This window comes from Janibacter limosus (assembly GCF_004295485.1).
GTDB lineage: Bacteria > Actinomycetota > Actinomycetes > Actinomycetales > Dermatophilaceae > Janibacter > Janibacter limosus_A.
In genome coordinates this window covers 2811208-2823739 of record NZ_CP036164.1, presented here as the reverse complement: position 1 = coordinate 2823739, position 12532 = coordinate 2811208, and the positions used below count along the sequence as shown (strand labels likewise).

At 70.9% G+C, this 12532-nt stretch carries 11 protein-coding genes; 5 read left to right on the top strand and 6 right to left on the bottom strand.

Annotated features, from left to right (window positions below; translation table 11 throughout):
• Positions 1-176: 176 nt before the first annotated feature.
• The 3 genes from EXU32_RS13480 to EXU32_RS13470 all read right to left on the bottom strand — a co-directional run bounded on the left by EXU32_RS13480 (position 177) and on the right by EXU32_RS13470 (position 3788).
• On the bottom strand, positions 177-1454 hold the full coding sequence (locus EXU32_RS13480; protein ID WP_242612792.1) for a S1C family serine protease: 1278 nt from the start codon (positions 1452-1454) through the stop codon (positions 177-179).
• Positions 1455-1579: 125 nt separating this feature from the next.
• On the bottom strand, positions 1580-3064 hold the full coding sequence (locus tag EXU32_RS13475) for a sensor histidine kinase (protein WP_130630362.1): 1485 nt from the start codon (positions 3062-3064) through the stop codon (positions 1580-1582).
• A gap of 7 nt (positions 3065-3071) precedes the next feature.
• Complete coding sequence (locus EXU32_RS13470; protein WP_130630361.1) at positions 3072-3788, bottom strand: response regulator transcription factor; 717 nt, start codon at positions 3786-3788, stop codon at positions 3072-3074.
• A 206-nt stretch (positions 3789-3994) separates the two neighbouring features.
• On the opposite strand from EXU32_RS13470, the gene ehuB reads away from it, so the two are divergent.
• Genes ehuB through ehuA form a run of 4 tightly spaced genes read left to right on the top strand, consistent with a single transcriptional unit; the run spans position 3995 to position 7044 of the window.
• Complete coding sequence (ehuB, locus tag EXU32_RS13465) at positions 3995-4888, top strand: ectoine/hydroxyectoine ABC transporter substrate-binding protein EhuB (protein WP_130630360.1); 894 nt, start codon at positions 3995-3997, stop codon at positions 4886-4888.
• Positions 4885-5583, top strand: a complete 699-nt coding sequence (gene ehuC / locus EXU32_RS13460; RefSeq protein WP_130630359.1) for an ectoine/hydroxyectoine ABC transporter permease subunit EhuC — start codon at positions 4885-4887, stop codon at positions 5581-5583. The genes ehuB and ehuC overlap by 4 nt, the downstream gene beginning before the upstream one ends.
• Entirely contained in the window at positions 5583-6248 is a 666-nt protein-coding gene (locus EXU32_RS13455; protein WP_165399679.1) for an amino acid ABC transporter permease, read from the top strand. Before ehuC ends, EXU32_RS13455 begins: the two co-directional genes overlap by 1 nt.
• Complete coding sequence (ehuA, locus tag EXU32_RS13450) at positions 6238-7044, top strand: ectoine/hydroxyectoine ABC transporter ATP-binding protein EhuA (protein WP_130630357.1); 807 nt, start codon at positions 6238-6240, stop codon at positions 7042-7044. Before EXU32_RS13455 ends, ehuA begins: the two co-directional genes overlap by 11 nt.
• Before the next feature lie 131 nt (positions 7045-7175).
• On the opposite strand, the gene EXU32_RS13445 is transcribed toward ehuA, so the two are convergent.
• Positions 7176-8810: a DNA repair helicase XPB gene (locus EXU32_RS13445; protein ID WP_130630356.1), complete on the bottom strand. Its 1635-nt coding sequence runs from the start codon at positions 8808-8810 to the stop codon at positions 7176-7178.
• Between the two features lies 1 nt (position 8811).
• The gene (locus EXU32_RS13440; protein WP_130630355.1) at positions 8812-9270 is read right to left on the bottom strand and encodes a hypothetical protein; all 459 of its coding nucleotides are present in this window, start codon (positions 9268-9270) and stop codon (positions 8812-8814) included.
• A 70-nt stretch (positions 9271-9340) separates the two neighbouring features.
• On the opposite strand from EXU32_RS13440, the gene EXU32_RS13435 reads away from it, so the two are divergent.
• Positions 9341-10279 (top strand): hydroxymethylglutaryl-CoA lyase, encoded by a 939-nt coding sequence (locus EXU32_RS13435; protein ID WP_130630354.1) that lies wholly within the window; start codon positions 9341-9343, stop codon positions 10277-10279.
• A gap of 27 nt (positions 10280-10306) precedes the next feature.
• Here the strand turns inward: EXU32_RS13435 and EXU32_RS13430 are convergent, their stop codons facing one another.
• Positions 10307-12508, bottom strand: a complete 2202-nt coding sequence (locus EXU32_RS13430; RefSeq protein WP_130630353.1) for a helicase-associated domain-containing protein — start codon at positions 12506-12508, stop codon at positions 10307-10309.
• Positions 12509-12532: the final 24 nt, after the last annotated feature.

The window sequence follows — 12532 nt, the reverse complement described above, 5'->3', positions numbered from 1 at the left end:
CCAAAGGCGGGGGTAGCACCCCTGTGGGAGCCAGAGGAAGTCGGTGCCTGCGTCGGGGAGGAGACGATCGAGCGACCGTTGCTTCCTTGTCCTGTGCTCCTGAGAAAGACTCTGCACCACCAGACTTGGACGCTGCTGGCATCGACCTGTGAGTCCCCTGAGCCCGTCGGGCTCGGTCAGCTCTGGACGGACGGCGCCGTCCCGAGGGCGGCCTTGATCGTCTGCTCCTGGCCGTCGCGGATGACGCTCAACGAGACGGTCGAGTCGCTGCGCTGGGCGCGGATGAGGCCCACGAGCGACTCGGCCGAGCTGACATTGGTGCCGTCGACGCCCACGATGAGGTCGCCCTTGCGCAGACCGGCCTTGTCGGCGGCGCTGCCGCCGGAGACCTGGCGGACCTCCGCGCCCGAGCGGGTGGCCGCCCCCATCGTGGCCGACCCGTCGGCGGGGGTCACCCCGAGGAAGGCGTGCTGCGCGCTGCCGTCCTCGATCAGCTGCTCGGCGATCCACGAGGCCTCGTCCACGGGGATGGCGAAGCCGATACCGATGTTGCCCGACTGGCCTCCGGAGCCGCCGAGGGAGGCGATCGAGGAGTTGATCCCGACGAGGCGCCCGGCGGCGTCGACGAGGGCGCCGCCGGAGTTGCCGGGGTTGATCGCGGCGGAGGTCTGGATGGCGGAGGTGACCACCGGGGTCGACTGCTGCTGCCCGAAGGGGTCCTGGCCCTGGCCCTGGGTGGAGCTCGTGGCGACCGGCCTGTTCAGCGCGCTGACGATGCCGGTCGTGACCGTGCCGGCCAGGCCGAGCGGGTTGCCGACCGCCATGACCGGGTCGCCGACCTCGAGGCCGCCGGAGCTGCCCATCGTGATCGGCTTGAGGTCCTTGGGTGGGTCGGTGATCGTCACGACCGCGAGGTCCGTCGAGGCGTCCTGCCCGGCGATCGTCGCGGCATAGGTCTTGCCGTCGGCGAGGGTGACGGTGATGCGGGCGCCGTCACCAGCCCCGCTCACGACGTGGTCGTTGGTGAGTACCCGACCCTTGTCGTCGATGATGACGCCGGAACCCTCCCCTCCGGAGCTGCCGCTCTTGACGGTGATCGCGACGACGCTCGGGGAGACGGTGTCGGTCACGGCATTCCAGTCCGGGTTGCTCTTGGCGGCGGTGCTCACCGGGACGACGCTGGCGCTGTCCCCGCTGCCCTGGGAGGAGGACGTGGCCCCCGTGCTCCCGCCGGACCCCTGGTCGGTCAGGGAGATGACCCCCCACGTACCGCCGGTGGCGAGGGCCGCGGACAGGATGCCGACCGCGGTCAGCTCACCGATGCGGCGACCGCGGTGTCGCCGCATGGGCGGCGCAGGTGGTGCCGTGAGTGCCGTCGCGTAGGAGGTGGTCGGTGTCGGGCCGGCGTCGGGTCGAGGGGAGTGCGGCGGGATCGGTGCAGTCGGGTGGTCCATCAGGGGCTCCTTGTCGAGGCTGTCCCTCCACAGTGCCCCGGCAACTTCGGGCCCGGCTTGGCATTGCCTGTGGGCTTGCTGTGCGCCGGCCCGTCCGGCCACGCCCGGACCTCGGACCAGGCCCCTCAGACCCGGTCGGGGCGGATCGGCTGCGACCCGGGCAGCTCGACCCGGAAGGTCGCTCCGCCGCCCGGGGTCTCGAGCACCCGGACCGTGCCGTCGTGCTGGCCGACGATGGCGGCGACGATCGCCAGACCCAGCCCACTGCCACCACGGGCACGGGAGCGGGCCTTGTCCACGCGGTAGAAGCGCTCGAAGACACGCGCAGCCATGTCGGGCGCGATCCCCACGCCGTGGTCCCGGACCTCGACGACGGCGCGGTCCCCGACCTGACCGACCCGCACCTGGACGAGGACGTCGTCGGCGGTGTGCATGAGGGCATTGCCGATGAGGTTGCCGAGGACCTGTCGCAGCCGGCCGTCATCGCCACGCAGGACGACGGGGACGAGGTCTGCGTCGAGCCCGACGAGCTGGATGTGGCGCTGGGGCGCGCGGACCCGGGCATCGTGCACGGTCTCGGCGGCGAGCACGACCAGATCGACCTCGGCCAGCTCGAGTGGGCGCTGGTCGTCGAGTCGCGCCAGCATCAGCAGGTCGTCGACGAGGCCGGTCATGCGAGCGGCCTCACCCTCGATCCGGTCCATCGCCTGTGCGGTCTGGTCGGGTCCCTGCACGGCTCCCTGCCGGTAGAGCTCGGCGTACCCGCGGACGGTGGCCAGCGGGGTGCGCAGCTCGTGACTGGCGTCGGCGACGAACTGGCGCATCTTGGTCTCGGAGGCCTCCTGGAGGGTGAAGCTGCGCTCGACCTGCCCGAGCATGCCGTTGAGCGAGTCGCTGAGGCTCGCCACCTCGTCGCGGCTGTAGCGGACCGGGACGCGGCGGCTGAGGTCTCCTGCCGCGATGCCGGCGGCGGTGTCCTCGATGCGGCGAAGGGGGCGGAAGGCTCGCCTCGTCGCGAACCAGCCGAGCACTCCGCAGGTGAGCAGCGCCGCCAGGCCCACCACGATGGTGACGATGGCCAGGCGCCGGACGATCTGGTTGACCCCCGTCATCGGCATGCCCACGGCGAAGGTGGAGTTGTCGGGGGCGGTGTAGTGGCCGGCGATGAAGCGCCAGCGCGTGCTGCCGTCGAGGGATGGCACGGTGAAGGGTTGACCGTCGAGCACCCGTGGGTCGTCGAGCCGGAGCACCGGGACGTCGGGGCGGCTGGCCTCACCCGTGGGGAAGCGGTACTGCCACGCGGAGCCGTCGGAGGGCTGGCGCACGAAGAAGTAGTTGGTGGGGTCCGTGGAGGTCGTGTGGTTGTAGATGTCGCCGCTGTCGCCGCCGACGGTCACGGCGGCGTCGTCCTCGGCGATCGGTCTGGCCACGGCGCGCAGCTGGTCGTCGACATTGGCCTTGAGGTCGCGCTGGACGAGCCAGGCCGTCGTCAGGGAGGTCGCCATGAGGGCGGCGAGCAGGAGAGTGAGCAGGATGACGACGAGCCGCCAGGTGAGCGGCATCGCCTCGAGCTTGCGGACGACGGGCGCAGTGACCCGCTCCATGCTCATCTGCGGCTCATTCCGGGGGCAGGCGCAGCACGTACCCGAAGCCACGCTTGGTGTGGATCAGCGTGGGCAGGCCCTCGGTGTCGATCTTGCGCCGCAGGTAGGAGATGTAGGACTCGACGATCCCCATCTCCCCGCGGAAGTCGTAGTCCCACACGTGGTCGAGGATCTGCGCCTTGGACAGCACCCGGTTGGGGTTGAGCATCAGGTAGCGCAGCAGCTTGAACTCCGTGGGGGAGACGTCGATGGAGCGACCGGCACGCCGGACCTCGTGCCCCTCGTCGTCGAGCTCGAGGTCGGCGAAACGCAGCACCGACTCGGCGAAGGGCACGTCCTGCGTGCGGCGCAGGATGACCCGGATGCGGGCGATGACCTCCTCGAGGGAGAAGGGCTTGGTGACGTAGTCGTCGCCGCCGACGGTCAGGCCCTTGATCTTGTCGTCGAGCGAGTCGCGCGCAGTGAGGAAGAGGATCGGCTGGTGCCGCTCTGCCGCCCGCAGCCTGGAGGCGACCTCGAAGCCGTCGATGTCGGGGAGCATGACGTCCAGCACGATCAGGTCGGGCTCGAGGCGGTGGACGATGTCGAGCGCAGTGGCGCCGTCGCCGGCCACCTCGACCTGGAACCCGGCGAAGCGCAGCGAGGTCGCCAGGAGCTCACGGATGTTGGGCTCGTCCTCGACGACGAGCAGGTGCGGGCTCGTCTCGGCAGGGGTCGCATGAGTGCTCACCCATCGAGTGTGCGCCCGTTGTCTGGATGTCTGCTGAACGTCGCCGGTGGACCGCGAGGGTCCGTCGCGGGTCACGGATGGGCAACGAAGGGGGATGAAGGGCGGCGTTTGGCCCCCCTTCGGCAAGGTATTTGGTCGGGTGAGGGGAGAAGTGACTCGGCGGACCGGGACCGCCCCGGGGAAGACCCGCCGAGGGGAGGAAGACCGTGCGATACACGCGAACCCTGGCCGGAACCGCGGCCCTGACCCTGGCACTCACCCTCGCCGCCTGTGGTGACTCCGGTTCCGACGGAGCCTCCGAGGGAGGTGGTGACCACCTCGCCGAGCTGCAGGACAAGGGGACGATCACCGTCGCCTTCGCCGGTGAGGACCCGTACTCCTTCGAGAAGGACGGCGAGCTCACCGGCGCGACGATCGCCCTGCACAAGCAGATCTTCAAGGAGCTCGGGATCAACGAGGTCAAGGGCGTCAAGACCGAGTGGGCTGCCCTCATCCCGGGGTTGAAGGCTGGCCGCTACGACGCGGTCTCGGCGGGCATGTCGATCCTGCCGGAGCGGTGCAAGGAGGCCGACTTCGGTGACCCGGAGATCCTCTACACGACCGCGCTCATGGTCCCTGAGGGCAACCCCAAGAACCTCAAGAACCTCGACGACGTCAAGACGTCCGGCGCCAAGCTCTCGACGATGACCGGCGCCATCGAGTCCGACTACGCGAAGTCCCTCGGCATCGAGAACACCGAGGTCAAGTCGCCGCAGGACGGCATGGACGGTGTCGTGCGTGGCCGCAGCGATGTCTTCGCCCTCACCGGGATCTCGCTGCGCACCATGGCCGAGAAGGCCGACAACTCCAAGGTCGAGGTGACCGAGCCCTTCGTGGCCGTCGTCGACGGCAAGCAGCAGGTCGGAGCCGGCGCGACGGTCTTCAAGAAGGGTGACGACTCCCTGCGCGAGGCCTACAACAAGGAGCTCGCGAAGATCACCGGCGACGAGAAGGCCTACACGGACGTCATCGGCGAGTTCGGCTTCACCGACGCCGAGCGTCCCAAGGGTGACCTGACGACCGAGCAGCTCTGCGCCGGAGAGCTGCCGGACGCGAAGTGAGCGACAACCTCGATGCGCTCCAAGCGGCCCTGCCGCAGCTGGCCGAGGGTGTGCTCGTCACGCTCCAGCTGACTGTCGGCGGGGCCGTCCTGGCCTTCGTCGTCTCGGTGGGCTTCGGGTTGTTGAGCATCAGCCCGGTCGCGCCGCTGAGGTGGCTCTCGACCATCGTCGTGGAGTTCTTCCGGGGGACCTCGCTCGTCGTGCAGGTCTTCTGGCTCTACTACGTCATGCCACTCTTCGGCGTGAGCATGGATGCGGTGCTCACCGGCGTCATCGCCCTCGGTCTGAACTACGGCGCCTACGGCGCCGAGGTCGTGCGCGGCTCGATCAACGCGGTGGACAAGGGGCAGTGGGAGGGCGCCAAGGCCCTCAACATGTCGCCGCTGACGAGGATGCGCCGGATCATCTGGCCGCAGGCGTGGGTGCTCATGCTCTCGGGGTACAACAACCTGCTCATCATGCTCATCAAGGGCACGGCAGTGGCCCTCTTCATCGGGCTGCAGGACTTCGCCTACGAGCTCGACGAGCTGCGTGTCGACACGACGACGATCTTCGCCTACGGCATCGGACTGCTGGTCTACTACCTCTTCGCGCTCGTCTTCTCCTCCGGACTCAGACAGCTCGAGACACGCGCCCGCCGCCGACTCGGCCTGTCCGCCCGTAGTGCCCACGCGACCGCCGGAGCCGCCCTGTGATGCCCGCGATCACCTTCGACGAGTTCTGGAGCTGGGAGGCAGCGGCCGATCTGCTGCCCGAGGTGCTCACCGCCTTCGTCAAGGTCACCCTGCTCGTCACCGTCGTCGGCACCCTCGTCGCCGTCGTCGTCGGCATGCTGCTCGCCGTCCTCACCCAGGTCGCGCCACGGATCGTGGCCGCGCCCGTGCGCTGGGTCATGGACGTGATCCGGATGACGCCGCTGATCGTCCAGCTGGTCTTCGCCAGCTATCTCGTGCCCGTCTCCTGGGACCTGCTGTGGGTCGGCACCGCGGTCATCGGGATCCACTACTCGACCTACATGGCCGAGTCCTTCATCGGCGGCATCAGGTCCGTCGACCCCGGCCAGTGGGAGGCGGCGCGGGCGCTCAGCCTGCCGCAGGGGCGCACCTGGAGTGCGATCGTCCTGCCGCAGGCAGTGCGCTCGACCCTGCCCGCCCTGGGCAACTGGATGATCTCGATGTTCAAGGACACCCCCTACCTCTTCGCGATCACGGTCCTCGAGATGGTCACCGTCGCGCAGCAGGCCGGCGGTTCCACCTTCCGCTACAACGAGGCCTTCACGATCGCCGGCCTGATCTTCCTCGTGGCGAGCCTTGTCACCGCCTTCGCCGTCCGCAGATTGGAAAAAGCACTTGTCTACTGACCAGACCGGGGGGGCACCCCCTTCGTCCGCAGCGCCGCCCGTCATCCGCTTCGAGGGTGTCGAGAAGAAGTTCGGCGACAACACCGTCCTGTCCGGTCTCAGCTTCGACGTCGCCCAGGGCGAGCGGGTCACGCTCATCGGCCCGAGCGGGTCCGGCAAGACCACGATCCTGCGGCTGGTGATGACCCTCGAGGAGCTCACCGACGGCTACATCTGGATCGACGGCCAGCCGCTCACCCACGACCGTCGCGACGGCAAGCGGATCCGTCTGCGGGAGAAGGAGGTCGCCGCCACCCGCAAGAAGATCGGGATGGTCTTCCAGCACTTCAACCTCTTCCCCAACATGTCGGTCATCGACAACGTCACCGAGGCCCCGGTGCACGTGCTGGGCCGCGGCAAGGAGGAGGCCCGTGAGCGGGCGCTCTCCCTGCTCGACCAGGTGGGGCTGAAGGACCGGGCCGACGAGCACCCGAGCCGGCTCTCCGGTGGTCAGAAGCAGCGCGTGGCGATCGCCCGCGCGCTCGCGATGGACCCCAAGATCCTGCTGCTCGACGAGGTCACCTCGGCGCTCGACCCCGAGCTCGTCGGTGACGTGCTCGGCGTCCTGCGTGATGTCGCCGACTCGACGGACATCTCGATGCTCATCGTCACCCACGAGATGAGCTTCGCCCGCGACGTGTCGCACAAGGTGATGATGTTCGACGGGGGCCAGGTCCTCGAGCAGGGGCCACCCGACGAGATCCTCGGCAACCCGTCGCACGAGCGCACCCGCAAGTTCCTCGACTCGATCCTCTGACCGCCGCATCTCCTCAAGGTCGTGCGCACCCCAGGCGTATTTCCTTAAGGTCGTGCGCACCCCAGGCGTATTTCCTTAAGGTCGTGCGCACCCCTTCGCATTTCCTTAAGGAGATGCGAAGGGGGGGCTGCTCAGAGGTCGTCGGCGTCGAGGATCCGGTAGGCGTAACCCTGCTCGGCGAGGAAGCGCTGCCGGTGGGCGGCGAACTCCGCGTCGACGGTGTCGCGTGTGACGACGGTGTAGAAGTGCGCGGTGCGCCCGTCCTCCTTGGGCCGCAGCACCCGGCCCAGGCGCTGGGCCTCCTCCTGGCGTGAGCCGAAGGTGCCGCTGACCTGGATCGCGACGCTCGCCTCGGGGAGGTCGACGGAGAAGTTGGCCACCTTGGACACGACGAGGAGGTTGGACCTCCCTTCGCGGAAGTCGGCGAAGAGCTCTTGCCGCTGCTTGACGGGGGTCTCGCCCGTGATGAGATCGGCGTCGAGCTGCTCGGCGAGCTCGTGCAGCTGGTCGAGGTACTGGCCTATGACGAGCGTGGGCTGGCCCCGGTGCTGATCGACGATCGTGCGCACGACCCCGAGCTTGACCGGGGAGCAGGAGGCGAGCCGGTAGCGGTCCTCCGCCTCGGCGGTGGCATAGGCCATCCGCTCGGAGTCGGTCAGGCTCACCCGGACCTCGACGCAGTCCGCGGGCGCGATGTAGCCCTGCGCCTCGATGTCCTTCCACGGCGCGTCGAAGCGCTTGGGCCCGATGAGCGAGAAGACATCGGCCTCGCGGCCGTCCTCACGCACGAGGGTCGCCGTCAGGCCGAGGCGACGGCGGGCCTGCAGGTCGGCCGTCATCCGGAAGATCGGAGCCGGCAGCAGGTGGACCTCGTCGTAGACGACCAGGCCCCAGTCGCGGGCGTCGAGCAGGTCGAGGTGAGGGTAGATCCCCTTCCGCCGGAGCGTGAGGACCTGGTAGGTCGCGATGGTGACCGGCCGGATCTCCTTGCGGGCACCGGAGTACTCGCCGATCTCCTCCTCGGTCAGCGTGGTGCGCTCGAGCAGCTCCTGCTTCCACTGCCGGGCGCTCACCGTGTTGGTCACGAGGATGAGGGTGGTCGCCTTGGCAGCCGCCATCGCGCCCGCGCCGACCAGCGTCTTGCCCGCCCCGCAGGGCAGGACGACGACGCCCGAGCCACCGTCCCAGAACCCGTCGACCGCCTGCTGCTGGTAGGGCCGCAGGGACCAGCCGTCCTCGAGCAGCGCGATGGGGTGCGCCTCGCCGTCCACGTAACCGGCGCGGTCCTCCGCGGGCCAGCCCACCTTGAGCAGTTCCTGCTTGAGGGTGCCGCGCTCCGAGGGGTGCACGACGACCTCGTCGGGGGAGAGCATCTCGCCGAGCAGCGGCATGATCTTCTTGTGGCGCATGACCTCGGTGAGCACCGCGCGGTCGGTGGTGCGCAGGACGAGTTGGTCGCCGTCCTTCTCCAGGACGAGCCGGCCGTAGCGGTCCATCGTCTCGGCGATGTCGACGAGCAGGGCCTGGGGCACGGGGTAGCGCGAGTGGGTGAGCAGGGCATTGACGACCTGCTCGGCGTCGTGGCCCGCGGCGCGGGCGTTCCACAGCCCGAGCGGGGTCACGCGGTAGGTGTGGATGTGCTCCGGGGCCCGCTCCAGCTCGGCGAAGGGGGCGATGGCCCGCCGCGCGTCGGCCGAGCGCTCGTGGTCGACCTCGAGCAGGAGGGTCTTGTCGCTCTGGACGATGAGCGCGCCGTCGAGGGCCACCTCAGGACTCCGCGAGGACGGCGAAGAGGATGACGCCGGCGACGGCCAGGAGGGTGAGGCCGATCAGCGCCCCGAAGCTGATCCACCCGATCTTGGTCAGCTTGGCTGCACCCTCGGGGTCGGTGGCCTGCTTGGTCACGCCGAGGATGCCCAGGACGAGGCCGGGGATGCCGATGTAGCAGCAGTACCCGGTGAAGATCGTCAGCGACGAGAGCACGATCAGCACGATCGCGGAGGTGTTGGTCGGGGTCGGCGCTCCCATGGGGTAGGCGTACGGCGGAGGCAGGGGTGGGCCCGGTGGCTGGGGGAGCGGCGCGGAGCGTCCCGGCTCGTAGGCGGGGAGCTGCTGCTGGCCCGAGGGGCCGCCCGGGACATAGGGATCCGACGAGTACGGGTCCGACGAGTACGGGCCGTTGCCGCGCGGGTCGGGCCGATCGTTGGGGTACGGGTCGTTGCTCATGCTGTGGTGTCCTCCCTGGCCTGCTGCGGCAGGCCCGTGCCAACGGTACGTGATGCGAGATAGTGGTGACATGAGCCGTGCACTGCCGCAGAGCGAGCCGATGACAGACCTGCCTCCCCGGGTGACGATCTACGAGGTCGGCGCGCGGGACGGCCTGCAGAACGAGAAGGGTGTCGTCCCCACCGACGTCAAGGCGCAGTTCGTGCGGCGGCTGGTCGCTGCCGGCCTGCAGACCATCGAGACGACCTCCTTCGTCTCGCCGCGGTGGGTGCCGCAGCTGGCGGACGCCACCGAGCTCCTGGCCGACCTCGGCGAGGTGGGGCGCGGCCCCCTTCGTCCCGTGCTCGTGCCCAACGAGCGGGGCTTGGAGCGGGCGCTGGAGGCGGGCGTCGGGGCGGTCGCGATCTTCGGCAGCGCGACCGAGACCTTCGCGCAGAAGAACCTCGGACGCTCCCGCGAGGAGTCGGTCGAGATGTTCAAGCCCGTCGTCAAGCGGGCACAGGACGCGGGCCTGTGGGTGCGCGCCTACGTGTCGATGTGCTTCGGCGACCCGTGGGAGGGGCCGGTGCCCGTGGGGCAGGTCGCCGACGCGTGCGCGGAGCTGATGGACCTCGGCTGCGACCAGCTGTCGATCGGCGACACGATCGGCACGGGCACAGCGGGGCACGTCGAGGCGCTGCTGGCCGAGCTCGGCAGGCGCGACATCGGCGTGGAGCGGATCGGCGTGCACTTCCACGACACCTACGGCCAGGCGCTGGCCAACACCCTGACCGCGCTGCGTGCCGGCGTGAGCGTCGTCGACGCCTCCACCGGAGGCCTCGGCGGCTGCCCCTATGCCAAGTCGGCCACCGGCAACCTCGCGACCGAGGACCTGGTCTGGATGCTCGACGGGGCGGGCGTGGAGACCGGTGTCGACCTCGACGCCCTCGTCGAGACGAGCGTGTGGATGGCCGAGCAGCTCGGCAAGCCCTCGCCGTCGCGGGTGGTCAAGGCGCTCGCCGGAGCCTGACGAGGCCCGACGACGAAGGGGGCCGGCTCAGCCCTGGATGACCACACCGATGATGCGGTGCAGGCTGAAGACCTGCGGCTGGGCGTCGACCTCACCGATGATGCGACCCCCGTCGACCTTGGTGGGGTGGAAGAGGAACCGGCGGGTCGACCCGACCGCGTCGGTGACCCCGAGCCAGACCGGGAGCCGGTCGGCGGCAGCCTCGCGCAGGAGCGCGGAGCTGCTCGCCGGGTCGAGCGCCGGGATCGTCGGGGCACCGTCGTCCGGGATGCTGCGCTGCCGGTCGGCGCGAGCCTCGCCCTCGCGCAGGCGGGCGAGCACCTCGGTCGAGGGCTCCGGGGCGACCTCGGTGACCGGACGCTCGCGGCGGGGGGTGATGCGCGGCGCTGCAGGCTTGCTCGCGACCACACCTCCGGACCCCTCGAGAGCCGGTGAGGCGCCGACCTCGCGCAGCGACTCCAGCAGGACGGTCGGCCCCACGGGGGAGACGAGCACGGTCGGCGCGAGCTGCCGCAGCTGCAGGTGGCTCAGGTCGCGGTGGGTGAGCAGCGCCTCGAGGTGGGCGGCGTCGTCGCTGCGCAGGTAGCTGCTCGCGCTGCCGACGCGCAGCTGCCCGTGGCGCCGTGCGACATCGCGCACCAGGTAGTCCAGCGGCTGGGGGACGGGGCTGGCGCTGAACCGGGCGAGCGTCTCGAGCAGCTCGTCGGCGGTCCAGCCGGAGTCCAGGGCGGACCGGAGGGAGGTCTCGGTGAAGCGGTGCACGCTGGCGCCACCACGGGACTCGAGCGTCGCGCTGCGCCGCAGCAGCCCCGCGAGCTCGGGCACCGGGGTCCCGGGCACGACCGCGGTGAGGTCGGCCTGGAGGAGGAGCCGGTCGACCGGCTCGGGGACCATGGTCTCGAGCAGCTGGCCGGCGGCCACCTCGTCGTCGAGCAGCAGTCGACCGACGGAGCCGAGCGCACCCCGGCCGGTGACGCCGAGCTGCTCGCCCTCGCGCAGGAGGGCGGCCACGGCCTCGTCGGCCCCGTGCGGCATGCGGCGGGGGCGCCCGTGGCGCAGTCGCTCCAGCATCTCGGGGCCGTCGGGTGAGCTGCCACGGGGCAGGTCGGCCAGGATCTCGAGCAGCTCGCGGCGCAGGGCGCGCACCGGCGGCCAGACCATGCTCTCCGACAGGGCGTTGACCCGCCCGCCGTCCTCGGGGGCGGGGACCACGCTGGCGCGCAGGGACCGCAGCCACGGCCCGGCCAGGCCGACCCAGCGGCCGGCCGGCGGGAGGGCCCGCCACTCGTCGAGCGTCGTCGTGAGGCGCCAGGTCGGCTCGAGGGCGTGGTCGTCGCCGAGGAGCCCGGCGCCGAGCGCCAGCTCCAGCAGGAAGGTGGCGCTCGCCTCGTCGAGGTCGACCCGACCGGCGAGGGCGCGCAGGTCACGCACGGCCAGGCCGCCGCTGCGCAGGACCCTCGGGCGCAGGTCGTCGACCCGGTCGAGCAGCTCGTCGACGAGCGCGACGACCTCGGTGGCGCTGGCCGTCGCTGCGCGGTCGACGTCGTCGGGGTCGAGGGCTCGGGCACTCGCTGCGTCGAGGCCGGGCGAGGGGTCGAGGATGCGTCCACCGCGCACGAGCAGGCCGACCTCGCGGGGGAGCAGCACGTGCTGGTTGTCGGGGGCGACCACCAGGCCGGCATCGACGAGCCCGGCGACGGCGCGGCCGGCGGGCCCCTCGGGGTCGGCCGGCACGGCCGCGGTCGGGCCGTGGCGGGCGATCCGCTCCAGGACCGCGCGCTCCTGCGGGCCGATCCGCTCGAGAGCCGCAGGCAGGTCGTCGGGGAGGGAGTGCCCGACGGCCTGGGCCGTGGGCCCCAGGCCGGCAGGGTGCGGACCGAGCACGTCGGCGACCGTGCGGGACAGGGCCGTCCCCTCGCTCGAGCGCCACAGCAGGGCTGCGGTGGTGAGGTCGACGAGGAGGGCGGCAGCGCTCCCTTCGGTCAGGCCGAGGAGGGGGGCGATCGCCGCGGGATCGGTGGTGCCGGTGACGGCGCAGGCCTGCAGGGCCGCCAGGTGCGGCAGGTCGAGGTGGTCGACGGCGCGAGCCGTGGAGGCGCGCGTACTGGCACGAGCAGCGAGGGCGGTGAGGTCAGCGGGCTGCGGCCGGGCCAGGTCCGGACGCAGCTCCAGCAGGGCCACCAGCTCCTCGTCGGTGCGGTGGCGGATGTCCTCGGCGAGGGAGCGCACCGACCCACGGTAGTCGACCTGCGA